We start from the raw sequence: 19936 nt of genomic DNA, 5'->3' as shown, positions 1-19936 counted from the left end.
AATGCCTTTTAAAAATTACTGCGAACTCCCAACACCACACGGCACATTTAGAATGTACGATACCGGCAACGAAATGTTACGAGTAGTCACCTTTGGTGATATCAATAAACTAGAGAGTAAACCAATACTGCGATTACATTCTTCTTGCCTAGCCTCTGAAGTATTTGAAGCAAGGGACTGTGACTGTGCCGACCAATTGCGCGAATCCATGAAAATAATGGCACACAATGGAAGTGGGATCATTTTCCACTTACATCAAGAAGGCCGTGGACAGGGCCTTTCTAATAAGATTCAAGCAGTATACAAAATGCAGAGTGAAGCTTTAGATGCAGCAGAGTCATTTGAGGCACTGGGTTTAGAACAAGATGTTCGCGACTATGCACCAGCTATAAATGTGCTAAAAGAAATGGCAATAAAACAAGTGCGCTTGGTATCAAATAACCCACGTAAGCGACGCGCACTAGAACAAGCAGGAATCGAAGTAGAACTACTTAATACACACCCACAAATACGGCCTGAAAATATAGATTACTTGAAAAGTAAAAACGAAAAATTAGGGCACTGCCTGCCTTTAAGTTTAGAGTATGACAATATTAACTCTATTTTATTTTACCATTCAGACCAAACCTGGGGAGAGTTTTCTAACTTCTCAAAACATGCCATTTATCTGCATAATAAAATTTGGCCGACAACAGAGCACTTTTACCAAGCACAAAAATTTAAAGATCATACATTGCAAGAGCGCATACGCTGTGCAGTAAGTCCTATGTTAGCCAAACAAATGGCTAAGCAGTTAGAGTCACAACACCTACAACCTAACTGGCATAACATGAAGGAAGATATAATGCTGCAAGCACTTACAGCCAAATTTACTCAGAACCCTGAACTTGAAGCGTTATTATTATCAACTCAGCAATATCACATAGCCGAACATACACTTAATGACAGCTATTGGGGCGATGCAGAAGATGGTAGTGGCTTGAATCGGTTAGGTGAACTGTTAATGCAATTGCGTAATCAGCTACAGTTCAACAAAGAATCGCAACTATGTGCGGAATAGTCGTGCTTCACGGTGATAACGCCGAACAGAATATATCAGCTACTTTAACTCGCCTTGCTCATCGAGGTCCTGATTACCAACACTATTGGATCAAGGGGAAATTAGCTATTGGGTTTGCACGTTTGGCAATTAATGATGAAAGCATTACAGGACGCCAACCTTACAAATCCAGCTGTATGATAGGAGCTTTTAATGGCGAGATTTACAATGCAGATTTACTTGCAAAACAATATGATATCTTCCGTAACAGCGACTGTGATACACATGTAATCGCACCACTATTTGCTCAACTGGGTGAGCAGGTACTAAGCGAGTTAGACGGATTTTATTCAGGGGTTATTTATCAGCTGGAGACAAATTCGATTCTATTGTTTCGCGACCATATGGGTAAAAAGCCACTGTTTTATGGTCAAGCCAATAACAACCTATTTGTTGTCAGTGAACTTAAAGCCCTACAAAATATTGACTGGTTCGAGCAAGTGCCCCTTGGTATTAGTCAGCTTGACCTGAACACGGGCATGCTTACCCAAATAGCACGCCACCAACAGTTAACTAATACAACACCCAATCTGCTTTCAGCAATAGAACAAGCAGTCATTAAACGCTTACCTAAACAGCCCTTCGGTGTTTTTCTGAGCGGAGGTCTAGATAGCTCGATTATTGCGGCTATAACTTGCCAGCATCGCCAAGATGTAACTTATTTTACTCTGGGAGATTCCAATAGTATTGATGTTGCTATGGTTGAAATGCTTGTTAAACACCTAAGATTAAAGCAAGTTATCTACATCCCATTACCAAGTAAGCAAAAGTTACCCGGATTGATTGATAAAGTACTTTACGCAACTGAAAGTTACAATCCATCGATCATTAGCAATGGCCTTGCGACTTATTTATTAGCTCAAGCAGCCTACATGAAAGGCTTAAAGGTAGTACTAACCGGAGAGGGGGCAGATGAGCTATTTGCTGGTTACCATGAGCAACTATCCGAACAAGAGTGGCAAATTACTCGTACCAAGCTGATAACCGATATGCACTTTACGGAACTTCGTAGGCTTGATAAGTGCAGCATGGCACATAGTATTGAAGCTCGTTGCCCATTTTTAGATCGGACAGTAAAGAGGGTTGCTGATAATCTTGAGCATAGGCAGTTCTATATTCCAGGTCATAACAAGATAGCACTTAGAGACGCCTTTAGGCACTTATTGCCTGACGAGATCGCAAACCGAAAAAAGACCTCTTTTGATGTTGGTAGTGGCATCCGAAAGTTGGTAGTGGACTATTTAACCCGTAACGGTAATACAGAAATAGCAGAACTTAAGGAAATATGGCAAGGCACATTCACATACGATGTAGACGATCCTTACTTTTTTAGCTATCCAACATTTGATTCTGCTATTGCTAAACGAGGAGCATCTCACAGATGACAGTGCATTTAGCTCAACAAATACTACTTGCTAAATTTAAGCAAGAGCCATTTCATAACTTATACCTACTCAACAACGTACACCCTGCAACGATGGCATATGGCGGTACCTGTTCAGACAAAGCTCTAAGCTACTTAGATGCAACCAAAGCAGTTGGGTTAGATGCATACTTGCACTCTGCTCGCATTGGTGGACAAGATATCCACCGACTAGTAAGACTGGAAATAAACAACCAGCGCTACTTTGCAGATATTGGCAATGGGTGGCCATCCATTCAACTTATCCCAGCCGCAACCCCCATTTTATATGAGTGTTACGGTATGCGCTTTAGGACTACGATAGAAAACGATGTGATCACAGTCTACCACCGAAAACGTAATGTAGAAAAAAAACAAATGGAAATTGATATTGCCGCAAAGTCTGAAACCGAAATCTATCACAGTATTGAAAACCGCTTTTCTGCCGATATTATCTATCCATTTAGTAGCCAGTTACGTTTCTCGATGGTTGTTGGTAAACGCTTTTTATTTATTCGCGATACCCAATTAGAAATTTACAGCAATAGTGGCTACGAGGAGGAGCTGAACATCAGTATGAATAACCTGCAAGACGTTATAGAGGAATATTTTGGCTATGATATTAAGCCACTCGAATCTCAATTTAGCAATAGAAACTAATTCTAAAATTTGATCTGATAGTTTCATTCCACATGTAATACTACTATCTCCCAAGTTGATGTGTACGGATTTGACGGCATAGGTCCCACGTCAGTGGGCCTGTCTTCCTGAAGATACAATCATTGTCAGGGTAACGCAAACCACTGATAGCGGCAATTCAGTATGACCGATATAGTGGGTGGATATGCAGCGAGCCAGCTTACCGACCAGTGATTATATTGGTTCGATTGTAAAAAGCCACAAAGTGGGCGAGCTTGATCAAGTGATCGTGGATGTATTTGCACAAATGGTTGATGATTATTCTCTTAATGCGCTCAATGGTATTTTCAACTATATTTAACTATAGCGTGCCGTGCCAGGGTCGTCAGTCGGTCGTAGAGTGCTTTACTAAGCTAAACGGTCTGGTGGTATTCAGGCTTGATGATGACGGGCTCGGGCTATCTGATACACTGATGCGGATTATCTATGCCAATTGGCAAGCGCTGGCAAGTGAGCGTAGGCTGGGATTTTTGCAGTTTGTTCTTGATACGCTATACCCCAAACAAAATGAAATTATGAGGCTTTGGTACTCTAAATCCTTAGCGCACAAATATCCCTCATATCTGACCGATACCGTGCGTACAGATAGGTTTTTGACCAATCGTATTCGTATTAAACTTGATACAGTGGTAAATCTCTGCGAGCTGTCAGAGCTTGCTCCTACATTATCACGGCTTGTGCCGTGGCAGGTTGTGCCAGAGATTGCGGTTAACCTACCATCAACTCAGAATATGGACGTCAAGGTTGCGGTGGCTGGCGAGGTTATCGCAGTAGCTGATTTTCCCCTTTTTGAAATATTTAAGAATAAATTTGACATATCATAACCCTAGGGTTATATTGTACTTAATAATTTATAACCCTAGGGTTATGGTTATTATAATAGAAATGAATTTTGATTATAGGAGGTTTTTATTAAGTCATCCGAGCTTATAGATATGCTCATAGCAGATGGATGGTATTGGGTCGCCACTAAGGGTAGTCATTTTCAGTACAAGCATAAAACTAAAAAGGGCAGGGTTACTGTCCCACACCCTAAAAAAGACCTACCGAAAGGTACTGTTAATAGTATTTTCAAACAAGCTGGATTGAAATGATCCAGTGGCTTTAGCAATAGTTAGCTTTGTTTGCAAACGAAGCTAACGTTTGTCTACAGCTAACTTGTAAATACTAATAAAAAATCTGTTTTGAAATAATCTATACCGTTGAATTAATAAAACCTATATAAAGGAGTCTAGCCATGTTTTATCCTATCGCAATCGAGAGAGGAGATAGTCATACAGCGCATGGTATCCGTGTACCTGATTTACCAGGATGCTTTTCTGCTGCTGATAACTATCAAGATGCTGTTGATATGGCGATTGAAGCTATCGAGCTGCATTTAGAAGGCTTGGTAGAAGACGGAGAACAAATCCCACTTCCTTCTGATATTGGTGCTTATATGGATAATCCAGAGTACGAAGGTGTAACTTGGGCTTTAGCGCCAGTCGATGTAAATCGTTATCTCGGAAAAACTGAAAAAATCAATGTAACTTTACCAAGTCGTCTGATTCATATGATTGATGAGAAAGTTGCAAGCAATAAAGAACGTTATAAGAGTAGAAGTAATTTTATTGCATTATTGGCAGAAAAGAATTTTTTTGCACATTGATATTAGCTATTCAATAAAAAGCCTCGCATTAGCGGGGCTTTTTTACATATTTTGAAAGTTTTAAAATAGATAAGAGAGTATTATAGAATATTTACAATTCATTTAATGTAATGTTGTTTTTAATTTCATGATGCAGTCTTTCAATCGTTTTTTCTTTTTTTACTGTTCTAAATTTTACCCCAGTATCTATATATTTTAGTTCTTCATATCCTATATTAATCATTTCTCGTCCAGCAAAATCACAAAGGTTAGTAAAGTAACTTTTGATATATCTATATGTCGCAACAGCTTCGTCGGTTGTTGTACCTACAGTTAAAAACTGCTTTTCCTCTTGATTGTCTAGATCTGTAGGAACATAGATACTTTTTTGTGCTAAATCAACATGAATTTCTGGTAATCCAAGAGTCATGCTTAATCCATAAGCCATTTGCCAAAATAGGGAGCTATTTGGATGTTGTATTAGATATAGTTTATTGCCATCACCGTGGCGTGTAATCTTATTAGGTGATGATTGTTTGGCAATAGATTTTACGGCAGCATCCGTCAATTGGTAGTCTTTTCTCTTTGTCATGACTTGGCCTTAAAGGCGTGGAGAGGTTTTAACAACAAAACCTAAGAGAATTTAACAACAAATAACGCTCTTGTTGAATATTTAACAACATATTTAACAACAGTGTAGTGGTGCTGCTAGGTAATGACAAGTGATGCAGGAAGACGTAATGTAAGTCAATTCGGGGGCTGTAGCGGATTGGGGTAATGCGAGGTTATGTCTGAATACAATAATTGGTGCGCCCACCAAGACTCGAACTCGGATCGATCGCTTAGGAGGCAACTGCTCTATCCTGTTGAGCTATAGGCGCATTATGGAGTGACATTGTAGAAAAAAGCAGTCATAAAAGCAATCAACAAAAGATAAATAAAGACAATTTATCCTTACTCACCATTGCTAAGCGCGTCAGTGACATCTACAGCATGATCACCTGATGCATTTTTTGCCTGTGAGGTTGGTTTAAATAAGTCATTTACACTATTTTTGTAACCACTAATGTTCTCATAATCATATTTTTTTAGTATATCTTGACCTGTGCTCGATAGTAAAAAATTACGGAAGCTAATAGCAGTTGTATCGTCTGTCAGGATGACACCCTCAAGCGCTTGTTCATCTTTTAGAGCATAGTTGAAGGGATTTAGAGTGTGTATCTCTTTATCTTTATTATGCGTAGTACTATTATTACTATTTTTATCAGAAGCGTCATTTATGCTAGCACTATCAATGCTTTTTTGACTTTGACCATTTCTATCTTGCGCCTGTTGCAATTCTGACTGTAGGAGTGATACCCGCTCTGTAGATAGGCTATCGTCATTGGTAATAATCATATCTGTATCAAAAACGAAGTCAGAGAGGTTGTCTTTGGTAGAACCACCACTTGGTACTGTAAGAAGGTCGTTAGAGGGTACATAGCTCGCTAACACTTGCACGTGCGGATAACGAGATTCAAAGCTCACAATGATATCGTCCAAAGGTATCTGTAACTTCTCCTCTGCTCGAATGTATAAAACACTGTCAGCAATCTCTCTTGATTCATCACCTTTCGTACTAGGGTCTGCTTCACTTTCACTTGCCATGATTGGCAATGGGTCTGTGTTTTTTCGATTGCTGGTCCACAACCAAATGAAGACCGCGATAAAGATTGTGAGCAGTAGCAAGATTAGCCCAGCCAGCAGTAGTTTGTAGTCTTTCATATATTACTGCTCTTTTATTATTAGTTGATTTATAGCAAAGTTTATACACAGGGTGGTATCTAGTTTTTAAAGCTTTTGTTCTAGTACTTCATCGGTTAATTCAGCCAACATGTCTGCAAAGATATCCGTATCTGCAGAAGGGGTAGATACTTGTTCTTCATTAACTTCACCACTTTCATCAGTATGGTCATTGGTGTGGCGATTTATTAGAGAATCAGATCGGTCATTTAATACTTTGGCAGGCGTAGTAGTTTGATGCGCTGCTAACGGCGATTCACCGGTTAACAATCTGTCTTTTAACCATCTAAACCCATGTGCCTCCCACCATGCTTCGAAACGTGGCAACGTGCTACCACGTACTGCTACAGGTAGATCTAGCGTTCTCAGTTTCTGCGCAAGGATAGGGTCGCTGATAGCTTGATGGATGCTCAAATAAAGTGAGCTACTATCATCCGTATAGGGTCGTCTGTTTTGCCATGATCTGTCATCGATTTTCATACGCGGCAGTTGCCACAACTCACCGCGATAATACACGACGTATAAGCGTTGTTTTGGATGGACAAAAATGGCATCAATGGGACGCAATGGCATAATATTAAGTAATCCCGTCAATAGAAAGTATTATTTAGATACAGGTTGTAAAGGCCAATTTAAAAACCGCAATGAGATTATTTCATTGTAAATATGAATGATAGTATAAAACGACACTAAATGTCGCAAGATTATTATAATATCGGCATCTACACTAGTAAACGATAACCATCAATGGCACACTGATAGCAAATTTGGCAAGTCAACTTTATCAATGGATATGTAGAATTTGCTACTATGATTGTTTTTGTTTATAGCCCTCATGCTAGCAGAAATGCATCATAGTAACGACCATCAAACATGGATTAATGAGTATCGATTTTTGTTTTTTCTGGACGTTTTATAGCGTTTTTGACATTGGATACAGACATCTCATTTATAAGTGAAGCCTTTTTTATTAATCCTAATATCTCACCTTTATTGCAATCAGATTATTGTCTATGTTCACTATTATTCAGTCGCACCGCACCGAAAACCTCGTTGATCAATTGCTTGTACAATACCAGTCCAAGGATCAGCCGGTTTTTGAACCCTTTATTGTCATTGTACCGTCAATGGTATTGGGTGATTGGTTAGACAAAACTATTGCTAGCCGTGCTGGTATTAGTACCTTGGTGCGTACTAAGTTTTGGGGCCAGTATCAATGGACGCTGATGCAAGATGTCCTGACTCGCCATAATGCATACTTACTGGCGCAAAACCCTGAAGCGACAACTCTAAATGTACCCGAAGTGGCGGTGTTATCACCGACAGTAATGCAGTGGCGATTGTTTGGTTATTTAACTTATTATCAGGAGTCGATTGTTGCAGATGAAAAGCATCCAGTTCATCCGTTGCTAGCGTCTTTGATTGATGACCCACAGGCAATTGCTCAACAAGACAGCTTACAACAGGATAAGGCGCAACAAGATGCTCGTATTTGGCAACTGGCAAGCGATTTGGCTAGGGTGTTTAACCGCTATTTGACTCACCGTGAGGATTGGTTGGCATTATGGTCGCAAAATAAGCAGTTGAACGTAAGTGAGTTGATAGCGGATAAAGACGCCTTATCCCTGCGCTTTGATAAGTATGCGCGCGGTACGCCTGAGTGGTTGGTCGAGCATTATGTTGAGTTGGAAATTGCCCAACGTTTTTTATGGTCGCATTTGTTTGCTGATGTTCATCTACACCGTGTGGCACTGGAGCGTGCGTTCTGGTCAGCTTTAAAAGGTAACAAGGCAAATGAGCGCGATCAGTTGCCCAAAGTACTGCGTATATTTACCATTCAGCAACTGCCACAGACCGAGCTTGATTTTCTACAGCGCTTGTCACAATACATGAATATCACGCTATTACATTACAATCCATCAAAGCTGTTCTGGGCAGATATCGTTGATAAAGCTTGGTTACAGCGTCAGCAGATTATCAACCCTGAGAGTGTGTTTTTACGTGATTATGGTCATAGCTTGCTATCGCGTTTGGGCAAGCAGTCGCGCGATGCGTTTGCCATGCTTGCCAACTTATCAGGTAATGAGCAATACGACGATGCGCTAGTCGAATGGCAAGATAACTTTGATAATAGTGTAGATAATGCGCTCGGTCATTACGAGTATGAAAGCATAGATGCTGCTGATGACGCTGTCAGTACTCAAGATACGCAAGGTAACCTGAGCTTATTAAAACGTTTGCAAAATGATGTATTGATGCTTGATGAGCAATCGACCCAGCAAGCAACGGCTGCTACAGTCTCACAAGCAGTAAGTAAGCATATAGAGTCAAGCTTTGATGAAGAGAAGCCAGCAACGGCTTGGTATGAAGATGAAGCGTTAGAGAATAAGCGTTTTGAGAAAGACCGTTTTTGGGCAATTTCTTCGCAAGATAATAGCCTAAGCATTCATTCGTGTCATAGTTTGCAGCGTCAGCTTGAAGTGCTGCGCATTATGATTGGTCGTTGGCTAAATGAACCTATCAAGCCCGGTGAGAAAAAACGCCATATCTCCGACATCGTTGTGCTGCTACCTGATGTTGAACGTCATCATGCATTGATTGGGTCTATCTTCATCAATGGTAAGGGTCAAGACGGCTTGACTTTGCCTGCTAAAGTGACTGGTGTTGTTGACGCCGATATTCGCCAATTATGGGAAGCGATTATCGGTTTTTACAAACTATTGGGTAGCCATAGTGCCCGTTTTGAAGCAGCTGAAGTCTTAGACTGGCTCATGTTACCGCCCTTGTTTGAAAGCTTTGGACTGACTCACGAGCAGATGAGCCGTGGCTGTGATTTGTTGGTAGAGGCGGGCTTTATTCGCGGTTTTGATGAGTTGCATCTTAAGCAAACTTTGGATAGTAATGACTATGACTATCGCTTTAGCTTTGCGCAAGCGTTAGACAGATTGACCCTAGGTCTAGTCATGCCAGAGGCTGAGTTGAGCGACTGCTTGTATCCTTTAGATGAGGATGAATGGCCAAGCACTGCGTTACCAGAAATGACCTTGCCTTTACCACAAGTGAGCCTAAATGATGCGTTGATTGTTGAAGCGCTTTGCCGCATTTATACTGGTTTGGTTGCACGTCGTGATGACCATACACAAAAAATGAAAGCGGAAGATTGGCTCGACCAGATTGAGACACAAGTTATCCATCGCTACTTTGGCGATGTGGATCAAACGCGTACCATGCGCGCCATTTACAACGCGATGAATGGTTTTAAATCAAGTCTGCGAGCCAATCGTCACTATAGGCAGTACGCTAGTGGTGATATCGATAACAGAGAAGTAGAGCAGAGGCTGGCAGGTGTGGAGCAATTGCCACTCAAGCTGAGCTTTATGCTAGACAGTATCGAAAACGAGCTTGAAAGTCAGCAAGTCAGTGCGGAGCCGACGGGGGTGATTACCTTTGGTCGATTCGGTGCACTAAGAAACGTGCCATTTGAGCTGGTGGTGATGCTCAATATGGATCTCTCTGAGTTTCCGGGGCGTGACCGAGATAACCGCTATGATTTGATGAAAGCGACCAATGCACGCCGTGGTGACAGAGTTAGTGAAGATGATGACAACGGCGCATTTTTAGATGCGCTACTGTGCGCGCGCAGTGCATGTTGGATGTTCTACAATGGCCAAAGCTTGACGGACACCCATGAGCATTTGCCAGCCAATCCAGTGAGTGAGCTATTGCAGTTTTTGCAAGGCGAGGTGCAATGGCAGGTGAACTCGCTTGAGACATTACCCGAGAATATTGATCCTACCACGGAAAGCCTTAAGCGCTATTTGCCTAAATTGATTAAGCAGTGGTTGGTGACTGAGCATCCTGCACTACCTTTTCATGAGAGTCTGTTTGAGACAGCAATCGAAGGCACTGATGTTTTTGAGCAAGTGTCTCCTGATATTGATGACAATGCTAATGCCAACGTTAATGCTAATGCTAACGCTCAGGATTCTAGCCCTGTCGATATGATTGATGAGTTGGATACTTTATTAAATACAGCCATGCGCAAAACCAAACTGGCTCAGAAAAAGCAGTTTCCGCCTGCACCGCTTTGGCAAGCGGTGTTCGACACATTAAAAGGTCGAGTATCTAGTGAGCATAAAGAGTTGGTGGGCTTACCCACGAAGGCGGAGTATGAGTCAATCGCTCAGGTGCTTGGCCAAGGCTTGGGTCAGCTAGGTCAAGTAGACAATCAAACCTTGTCTGCATTGGTCGAACTATTGGCGCTAGATACGGTTGTCGATACTAGCAATGTCAATAGCATGACAGAAGCGCTCATCCAAGTGTTATCCGATAGTATATTTAACATCGGAGAGATAGATATTGAAGGGGTGTTGGCTTACCAAGTGCGACATCCTGCCAAAGCGTTCTTACGGTCTCAAAAAGTGCATGTGGTACAAGGTGAAGAAGCACTGTCGCAGCAAGAGCCGCTATTTCTAAACAATTTAATTACCTATCAAATCAAAGATCATTTGATTAAACAGTTGGTTACTGATGAGGCTAAAAAGAATGATAGTAATGCAGCGGCTGAAACCATCATTCCAATCCTGATGTATCAAAAAATCATGCCCGCTGGTGTCGCTCGCCAAACCACGCTACCCAATCAACAAAAGAAACTGCAACAGCAATGTCTAGAGTTCAAAGAGCAGTTAATGGCTAATGGCTTTGACGAAAGCAGTGTTCTCAACGAGAGTACGGCAGATATCAGCAGTGTATTACAGCTACTGACCCCAACCGCCGAATATCCTGTTCAGATAGAGCTAAAAAATATACTGAATAACACTGATAATGATTCAAAAGACCAGACAGATATAGAGGGTATAGAAACACTGCTTAAGCTGCTGCCAAAAATCATTAAGATTAAAGGCTCAGTACCAATATTAGCACCCATATCAATTATTCAGGCGGGCGTGCCTTATGCTCAGCAATCACCTAAGCAGTGGTTAAACATATTACCCAATTCTGCCAGTCCTAGGCATTTACTCAAGTTTTGGTTGTCACATTTGTATTGGCAAGTGGCCAGACGTACCACTGCCGAGCAAGTGGTATTAAATGATGGCGTGAGTATTTGGCGCTTTAATAAGCCTAGTGCACAAGTCAAAAAATATGAGAAAGTAATCGCATTTAAACTAAGTCCGATTATGTATGAAGATGCTGTGATTGAGCTGATAAAATGGGCTGTTTTTGGTAAGTTAACGGGTCAAGTGCCTATTACGTTATTACCAGAATATGCACTTAATTACCTTGATAAGTATCTAACAGCTGAAGAAGGTGACAGCAACCGCTACTGGCCAAAACGGGCCGACTTCTCCGACTGGTTAAGACCTAACTATAACTCAGACACGGTATACGATACTTGCTCGCAGCATACTATTTGGCAGTACGTGCTACGTGACCAAGATGCATTCAAAGCGCTATCGGCAGCTCTGACTACATTAGCCCAGCCATTATACGCGCCGATGTTTAATGCGTTAACTAACTTAGATGGTTAGCCCATTATCTAGAACAGCCTCTAATTAGTTTTTGCTATCTTGTTCTAGGGCGTGTCTTCATTTCAAAAATGGTGATAAAAATGAGATAAATTGCCGCCAAACGAGGAAAATAGTGCAGATAATATCGGGATATTAACCAGCTATTTAACGATGTTTGGCAAAATTTAGCTGTTTTTAGCCCATTTAGATAACTATCGAGTAAATTAAAGACACGCCCTAATAAATAATAATTAAAAGTATGCGCCCATATGACAGACCTTAGCGATCCAACCAATACAATTGACTTGTCTACACAACCGAATTTATTTGATGAATATTCAGATGAGCTGCCTTTATCTGCTGTGCCTGAACGTAAAAATGATGTCATACCGGCAGTTGATGTTGATCTGACGGGTAAACACCTGATTGAAGCCTCAGCGGGCACGGGCAAAACTTGGACGCTGACCGGTATTGTACTACGCCTACTGATCGAAGCGCGACGTGCACCAGAGCAAATCATCGCCACGACTTTTACTCGAGCTGCCGCTGCCGAAATGCGTCAACGTATTCATGATCGTTTGGTAGATTTCTATCAGCTATTACAATGGGTCAATAGCCTAAGTGCTGATATTAGCAATAAAGAGAGTCTCTATCCCAACATACTGCAAGTCATGCCTGAGAATGATAAGGATAAGGATAAAGACGCACAAGCAGATAATGACTCAAGTACTGATGCAAATGTTGAAATAGATATTAACGATTTGAATCAAGACCTTGCTGCTGATAAGCAAGCGGCGGCTGAGCAATGTAAACAGGCAAAGAAAGACCGTGAAGATTGGCTGGTTAATCAGGCCAAATATGTGCGCTTAGACGGCATCATGCAAGATCCTATTAATTTGCATCTTGTCGGTTATTTGCTAGATCACGTGTACAGTTACCCAATGGCGGAAGCTATCAGGCGTACCGCATTAGTACTAACCACCCTAGATAAGCTATTCGTAGGCACGCTCGATAGCTTGGCGCAAAAATGGCTGACGGAGTACAGTAGCGAAACGGGTCACCAGCAGGGCATGGGGATTATTGAAGACAGCAGTATTGACCAGGTGACTGACAGCATTATTCATGATGAGCTGCGTCAGTTTCAAAGCCGTTTGTATTATGAGCAGCCTAAACTTTACGCGCTAATGGATCAGCAAGGTAAGCTGACTGCAGTTGGCGATCATAAGAAATACGTAACTCGCTCGCTTAATTTTATCTCTGCGCCGATTGATGAGATAAGGCATGAGAAAAGCTTTGATTTTGATGCATACGAAAAGCTAATCAATGAGTTTTCTCAGTTAGATTTAGCAGATATTCAGCCTTATTTAAATCCTGATTATAGAAAGTCTCAAGGATTCCGTGGTGGTTCTAATTTAACCAAACAGTTTGATGCCATTATTGAGGTGCATCAAAAGATATCAGAGTATCAGCTAGCATTTAATAGCTATTTAAATGAGAGCGAGAATAAGATTTTGACATCATTGCAGGATTCTAGATATCCCGATGAAGATGGCAAAATTAAGAACTTTAATAAGAATAAAGAAAAAGAGCATCAGACACTTTTTGAGCTAGAGACCATTAGTAAGTTAATGGCTATCTTAGACATGCTTGATAGTTTAAATCAGCATATTTTGTTGGTATTAGCCAATCTTAACCGCCATATTGTGCTTGCTGTGCGCAATAGGCTGCCAGTCATTTTGGAAGAGCGTGGCGAGACGACTTTTAGTTTACAAATGGTACGCTTAAACCAAGCATTAACTGGTCGTCAAGGAGATAAGCTGGCGCGTTATATTCGTCATCACTATCCTGTGGCGTTGATTGATGAGTCGCAAGATATCAATGGCGAGCAAGCCATTATGATTGAAAGCATTTATTTGCCAAAGAATAAGCGTAAACAGTCGGACAGTGACAAGCAATCAACCACTAACAAAACCAATCATGAGTTTCTGCTATTGGTTGGCGATCCCAAACAGGCTATTTATGGGTTTCGTGGTGGCGATGTGGCCAACTATAATTATATGAAAGCCCAGTTTGACAAGAGTACGCTTTGGACACTTGATATCAATCGCCGTTCTAATGCGGGTGTGATTAACGCATTGAACTGCTGGTTTGGTATGGCTGATGCAACAACTGCTGAGAATAGGCTGTCGCAGTTGGGTACTGGTATTTACTACCAACATATCAAAGCGGCAAAACCGGAATATGAGCTGTCTTGGTTTAATGAGTCAGATAGTCTGGATGATGTGCTAGTGACAGAGGTGCTTTCTGCTCAGCCAGTGAGCTTATTGCACCTGCCTTATGACAAGGACAAAGAGTTTGATTATGATGAACATGAAATCACAGCTCGCCATATAGCCACTTTGCTTAATAGTGGTCAGACACTTAAAGGTAAGCCGATTCAGCCGAGTGATATTGGGGTGCTAGCACGTGCCAAAAAAGATCTGAAAAGGGTCGAAGACGAGCTAGTAAAACTTAATGTGCCGACCTTGACCACCAGTGACGTCAGTATCTTTGAGACTATCATGGCAGAAGATGTGGCAGCATTACTGAGTGCCATGCTATATCCGTATCGTCATGACATGATTAATCGGGTGTTGACCAGCCACCTATATGGACTGAGTATCAAAAACATCAAAGCCATGATGACGGATCATGAGTCAGGCATTACCGAGGGTAGCAGTACACCAAGCGCCCATTCAAATAAGTCTAATTCGAAAGACCACCCAGCCAATGAAGCTACTGATATTAAAAAGAGCTATCAAGACTTTATTACCTATCTAAAAGAAGGGGCACAGCGTTGGCAGCACTTTGGCATCTTATCGGCGCTACATTATTTATTAGATAAAAGCCCTGTGCAGCCGCAAGGTGTTTGGCAGGCCTTAGCTGCTCATCCAGAAGGCGATCGCCATATCATGGACTTGCGTCATGTGATGGATATCTTGGCGCAGTATGGTTTAGGAATGGGTGAGTATGAGTTGTTGGCGTGGTTCAGACAGCAGATAGATACAGCACCCAACAGTGATTGGGCTAAGCAATATCCGCTACCGACAGAATCTGGCGTGCAACTGATGACCATTCATAAGTCAAAAGGGCTTGAATTCCCTATTGTCTATGTATTGGGAATGGGTGATGCCAGTAGGAAGTCTGGTAATAAGGAAGACTATGGGCTGTATCTATATAATGCGCAACAAGCGCCTTCAGCGCTAGTGCGGCAGTCGATAGAAGTTCAGCAGTCGACAAATAATCAATCGGGTAATCAGCGCCGCTTCTCACCATTGCAAGGCTCTGCCACGGATGAGGGTTACTATACGGATATCGAGACACAAGAAGGTTTTGATGAGATAAGACGGCTTGGCTATGTGGCATTTACTCGAGCCAGTGAGCAGCTTTATGTTGTGTTACGAGATCCGAGTAACAAAACAGGGTTTGAGCTAAAACCAGTGTTCTATTGGTTTGAATCGCCAGAAGCAAAGTTCGAGCTACCTGATAGGCTCAAAGGCATTGTAGGTATGCTTAGAGGTCATAAGGTTAATGAGTTCTATGACAATAATTACGCAAGCAATAATGCTAACTCAGCAGGTATAAATGACAATGTTCAGATGGCTGCTACCAAGTCAAATGCTCATAAGCCTACGACAGAGGCTATTGAGTACGCGCCCTTTGCTGAGGTTATGAAAACCAATTATTTTTATGGCTGGGCCAAGACCAGTTTTACCGCCTTAGCGCGTCAGCTAGATGAATCTACACAAGCAATGGCGATAGTGGATGAGCGTATTGATGATGCGATAGATATTGATATGACAGAGTCTTCTGTTTCAGACCTTTCTTCACTGAATAGCAAAGAGTCTCTCGAACAAGACAGTGAAATAAGCTTCAAGGTAGAAGATGATATCCGCTTTACCTTTGTAAAAGGTGCCAATGCCGGTACGTTTTTGCATGAGATATTTGAACAAATCGATTTCACTAATAAAGCCCAGTGGCATCAGGTTATTGATAGAGCGATTAATAGCTATCAGTTGCCGCTGATATATAGCAGTGCTGAACAGCAGAGCCGCAGATCCCAAGGCAAAAAACAAAGAGATAGTGATGGGTTTGATCTTGAGTCAATAGACACAACCAAGCATGAGGCATTAGTTAATTGGATTGAAGAGGTGCTGCATGCGCCGCTATTAGCTTCCAATCAACCCTTGATTGCTCTTGATAAAGGTAAGCGATTTGCCGAGTTAGAGTTCAACATGGGGTTGTCAGAGAATTTTAAAGCACAGGATATTAGTAAGCTTTTCCAACAGTATTTACCTGACGAAACAGATAAACACGTTACTCTAGTGCCACAAAATAAAGCACATCTATATCGTTATTTGCGTGGTGAGATTGACTTAGTGTATGAGCATGCTGGCAAGTATTATGTGGTCGATTATAAGAGTAACTTTCTAGGAAATAGCCTAAGCGACTACAATGAAGATACGCTCAAGAAAGCAATGTCCAAAGCAGGCTACTGGCTACAAGCAGCAATCTATCAAGTAGCATTACATCGGTTCCTTGCTATGAGAATCAGTGATTATACGGGTAACGAAGATAAGTACTTAGGCGCTGTAGAGTACGTGTTTTTACGCGGTGTGTATGACCCGAATGCTCAAGCAGCTACTATGCCTACATCAAAAGATAGGGCTCAGTCTAACCACGATAGCTTGAGCAGTAACAGTTGCTATGGATTGGTCACTTGGGATATTCCTATCGCCTTTATTAAAGGTCTAGATGCATTGTTTGGCCTACCGGATTAATAAACCTTATATAGCAACTAGGTAGACAAAAATTGTTATAGCAGTTAATCAGATTAATAAGAGATAAATATACGATGAGTAATAATAATAAAAGTAAGTCAGCTATTAGCTTGCAAGAGAGCTGGGCCGGTAACATCAGCGATTATATCTTGTTGCGTCGTCGACAAACGCATGTAGCGTATGACGCGACAGATGCAAAGACAAACGATGAAAATAGAAGAAACGGTAAGTCAGAAGATAGCGATTTATTTACGGCTCTATTCGTTATTTTAGCGGCTCATTTGGAAGAGGGCCATACTGTATTAATTGTCGATACAGCCGATCATGAAGCTCCCATGCAAGGGCAAATTAATGGGGAAATAGTCACGTTATATGCATGGCAGCAGAACTTACTAGAGATACTGGCGACACCAATTTTTGCGCTGATTGATACTCAGATAAACACGCAACCAAACACGCAACTAGACGATGACACTACAACGGAGACATCGCTATTTGTATTACTAGATACTTTGTTTGGTCAGCGAGATTATTTGTGGGCGCAGCTAGCACTGAGTAATCATGAAAAAGGGACGTTGATCAAACGTTTTGATGCGATAACTACGTTATACCATCGCTTGAAAAATAGCGACTTAAGTACTTTCGTTCATTCAATCCATGAGCATGCTTTATTTGCTAATGTTGAGGCGAATAGTGATACTGATACTGATTTTAACAACAATCAAAATAGCCTAAGCAAAAATAATCAACCAATTATTTATAGTATAACTAAAAATGAAGTAACCAAAAGTTCGAAAATCACATTTTGGTTACACCGCACATGGCAGGCAGAGTTTAATTTAGCACAGCATATCAGTCATATTTTGAATCAGCGGATAGTGCCTTTAGACATTGCTATGCCTGAGAACTTAAATGACCAACAGATAGCCGCTATCAATGTGGCGAACAATAATGCATTTAGTATCATTACTGGTGGCCCAGGGACAGGTAAAACCTACACCGTTGCTCAATTGGTTATCGCGTTACAACAGGCGACAGAGAGTAGGGGAGATGAGTCTGAACATATTAGATTTAGTACAGACAGTGCTAGCCTAGCATTAGCGGCGCCAACGGGTAAGGCAGCCCAGCGTATGCAAGAGTCTCTACAGGCGGCTTTAGACGACGCAAATGTAGAGCTGCAGTTGCAAGAGGCAAAAACAATCCATCGTCTACTAGGTATCGGTCGAACGGGTAGACCGCGTTACGATGCTAACAACCCACTGGGTGAGGATATTATCATCGTTGATGAGGCATCTATGCTCGGAGTTGAGTTGGCTAACTATCTTGTGAGCGCGGTAAAGCCAGGTGCAAGGCTAATACTATTAGGAGATGCTAACCAGTTGGCAGCCGTCGATGCAGGAGCTGTGCTGGCCGATCTATGTCGCATTCCGCTACTGCAACCCGTACATGCAGAACTAACCGAGAGCCGCCGATTTAGCGCCGAGTCAGGTATCGGTAAACTGGCCACTCAAATTAATAAAGCAGAGACAAATCTTCAAGCTATTTGGCAATTATTAAGGCAAGACGCTGCTTTGAGTTTTCAATATGTTAATACGTTACAAGCAGAGTCGGTGTTAAATAACAAGATAGAAAATAGCCTAAGCAAAGAAAAAATCATTTCAGAAGTTTCCAGTAATTACCAATCATACATAGATAAAGTTAGCAATTTACTAGAGAATCCAATGGAGAAATCCGTGCCAGAATCAGTTAAAAATACTACCACTTCGTTAATGGAAGTATTTAATCAATTTAGAATCCTAACTGCTGGTCACAATGGTGAGTGGGGCAACCACTATATCAATAAATACCTCACTCAATGGCATCTAGCTGAGTTAAAGTTACCATTGGGTCAAAACACATGGTTCCATGGACGTCCTGTTATGATGCTACAAAATAACTATGAGCTTGGGCTATTTAATGGGGATATTGGTTTCTGCTTACAAACATCAGATGAAAGGAGCCAATTAGAGGTATTCTTTGAAAATAAGACACAAGGGATAGCTGTTAATTTGCTAAATGAAGAGGTGATAGCCACGGCATATGCAATGACCATTCATAAGTCACAAGGATCCGAATTTGATCATGTTGCCATTACTTTCGATAATAGTCATGCAAGATTGCTGAGCAAAGAGCTTATCTATACGGCAGTGACTCGTGCTAAGAAGCAGGTAACGATATATAGTACCAAGCACGCTTTAGAAAAAGCAGTTCAAACACCGACTGAACGCCATACTGGTTTGGCATTACAGTTTTAACGATTCATTCAAGTTGTTGTCGGCACAATAAATCAGCGCAATAAAAAAGCATCCAAATTGGATGCTTTTTTAGGACTTAACTATTTTAATCAATCAAGTCTAAGAATTAAACTTTGTCTTCTTTGATTGCATAGATACCTGGCAGGTGACGCAAGTAACCATGGAAATCCATACCACAACCGTAAACATAACGATCTGCAACATCAATACCCACAAAATCTACGTCAAAATCTGCAACTTTGCGATCATGTTGCTTGTTAAGCAAGACACAAGACTCAAGTGATAGAGGCTTTTCTTTACTTAATTCTTCAACAACTGCTTTTAGAGTAATACCTTCGTCAAAGATGTCGTCGATTAACAATACGTGCTCACCTTCGATACTAACATCAGGCTTGAATTTCCAATCAAGCTCATTAGTACCTTCGTTATCACGATAACGAGTCGCATGGATATAATGCATACGATGGTAGAACGTAAGGTGTGTCAATAGTTGACCAGCTGGGATCAGGCCGCCGTTCATCACGACCATAACAATTGGGTTTAGACCAGCATAATGTAGATTGAGCTGAGCGGCCAAACGCTCATAAGCAGCAGCTACTTCGATACTGCTAATAAGGCACTCTGAGTTGCGTAAGGTTTTTTCAATTTCTTGGTTACTGATTTGGGTCATCGGGTGCGCCTTTGGTAAAAAGTGCCGCTTATTTTA

At 41.4% G+C, this 19936-nt stretch carries 14 protein-coding genes and 1 tRNA gene; 10 read left to right on the top strand and 5 right to left on the bottom strand.

Going from position 1 to position 19936, the window contains the following annotated elements; all coding sequences use genetic code 11:
* Position 1: 1 nt before the first annotated feature.
* The 7 genes from ribA to Q0788_RS09135 all read left to right on the top strand — a co-directional run bounded on the left by ribA (position 2) and on the right by Q0788_RS09135 (position 4848).
* Positions 2 to 1060: a GTP cyclohydrolase II RibA gene (gene ribA / locus Q0788_RS09165; protein WP_298809875.1), complete on the top strand. Its 1059-nt coding sequence runs from the start codon at positions 2 to 4 to the stop codon at positions 1058 to 1060.
* Positions 1061 to 1062: 2 nt separating this feature from the next.
* Positions 1063 to 2484 carry an asparagine synthase-related protein gene (locus tag Q0788_RS09160; protein ID WP_298809874.1) on the top strand — a complete coding sequence of 474 codons (1422 nt, stop codon included), beginning with the start codon at positions 1063 to 1065 and terminating at the stop codon, positions 2482 to 2484.
* On the top strand, positions 2481 to 3161 hold the full coding sequence (locus Q0788_RS09155; RefSeq protein ID WP_298809872.1) for a hypothetical protein: 681 nt from the start codon (positions 2481 to 2483) through the stop codon (positions 3159 to 3161). The genes Q0788_RS09160 and Q0788_RS09155 overlap by 4 nt, the downstream gene beginning before the upstream one ends.
* A gap of 184 nt (positions 3162 to 3345) precedes the next feature.
* Positions 3346 to 3501, top strand: coding sequence for a hypothetical protein (locus Q0788_RS09150; protein WP_298809870.1), 156 nt, complete (start codon positions 3346 to 3348; stop codon positions 3499 to 3501).
* Positions 3479 to 4024 carry a hypothetical protein gene (locus Q0788_RS09145; RefSeq protein ID WP_298809868.1) on the top strand — a complete coding sequence of 182 codons (546 nt, stop codon included), beginning with the start codon at positions 3479 to 3481 and terminating at the stop codon, positions 4022 to 4024. Before Q0788_RS09150 ends, Q0788_RS09145 begins: the two co-directional genes overlap by 23 nt.
* Positions 4025 to 4111: 87 nt before the next feature.
* Positions 4112 to 4294 carry a type II toxin-antitoxin system HicA family toxin gene (locus Q0788_RS09140; protein WP_198332463.1) on the top strand — a complete coding sequence of 61 codons (183 nt, stop codon included), beginning with the start codon at positions 4112 to 4114 and terminating at the stop codon, positions 4292 to 4294.
* A 143-nt stretch (positions 4295 to 4437) separates the two neighbouring features.
* Complete coding sequence (locus Q0788_RS09135; RefSeq protein ID WP_105245849.1) at positions 4438 to 4848, top strand: type II toxin-antitoxin system HicB family antitoxin; 411 nt, start codon at positions 4438 to 4440, stop codon at positions 4846 to 4848.
* Between the two features lie 91 nt (positions 4849 to 4939).
* Here the strand turns inward: Q0788_RS09135 and Q0788_RS09130 are convergent, their stop codons facing one another.
* The 4 genes from Q0788_RS09130 to Q0788_RS09115 form a co-directional block, all read right to left on the bottom strand.
* Complete coding sequence (locus Q0788_RS09130) at positions 4940 to 5419, bottom strand: hypothetical protein (RefSeq protein WP_298809863.1); 480 nt, start codon at positions 5417 to 5419, stop codon at positions 4940 to 4942.
* 213 nt (positions 5420 to 5632) lie between these two features.
* Positions 5633 to 5708 (bottom strand) — tRNA-Arg (locus tag Q0788_RS09125).
* A gap of 73 nt (positions 5709 to 5781) precedes the next feature.
* Complete coding sequence (locus Q0788_RS09120; protein ID WP_298809861.1) at positions 5782 to 6591, bottom strand: hypothetical protein; 810 nt, start codon at positions 6589 to 6591, stop codon at positions 5782 to 5784.
* Between the two features lie 66 nt (positions 6592 to 6657).
* Positions 6658 to 7182, bottom strand: coding sequence for a hypothetical protein (locus Q0788_RS09115; protein ID WP_298809858.1), 525 nt, complete (start codon positions 7180 to 7182; stop codon positions 6658 to 6660).
* Positions 7183 to 7622: 440 nt separating this feature from the next.
* On the opposite strand from Q0788_RS09115, the gene Q0788_RS09110 reads away from it, so the two are divergent.
* From Q0788_RS09110 to recD, 3 genes are all read left to right on the top strand, one after another.
* On the top strand, positions 7623 to 12137 hold the full coding sequence (locus Q0788_RS09110; RefSeq protein WP_298809855.1) for an exodeoxyribonuclease V subunit gamma: 4515 nt from the start codon (positions 7623 to 7625) through the stop codon (positions 12135 to 12137).
* A gap of 248 nt (positions 12138 to 12385) precedes the next feature.
* Positions 12386 to 16936 carry an exodeoxyribonuclease V subunit beta gene (locus Q0788_RS09105; protein WP_298809853.1) on the top strand — a complete coding sequence of 1517 codons (4551 nt, stop codon included), beginning with the start codon at positions 12386 to 12388 and terminating at the stop codon, positions 16934 to 16936.
* 74 nt (positions 16937 to 17010) lie between these two features.
* Positions 17011 to 19230 carry an exodeoxyribonuclease V subunit alpha gene (recD, locus tag Q0788_RS09100; RefSeq protein ID WP_298809850.1) on the top strand — a complete coding sequence of 740 codons (2220 nt, stop codon included), beginning with the start codon at positions 17011 to 17013 and terminating at the stop codon, positions 19228 to 19230.
* Positions 19231 to 19336: 106 nt separating this feature from the next.
* Here recD and Q0788_RS09095 read toward each other — a convergent pair whose 3' ends face one another.
* On the bottom strand, positions 19337 to 19900 hold the full coding sequence (locus Q0788_RS09095; protein ID WP_057760160.1) for a hypoxanthine-guanine phosphoribosyltransferase: 564 nt from the start codon (positions 19898 to 19900) through the stop codon (positions 19337 to 19339).
* Positions 19901 to 19936 lie beyond the last annotated feature (36 nt).

The sequence above is a fragment of the uncultured Psychrobacter sp. genome, assembly GCF_947500265.1.
Lineage (GTDB): Bacteria > Pseudomonadota > Gammaproteobacteria > Pseudomonadales > Moraxellaceae > Psychrobacter.
This window is presented reverse-complemented; position numbering and strand designations above follow the sequence as displayed.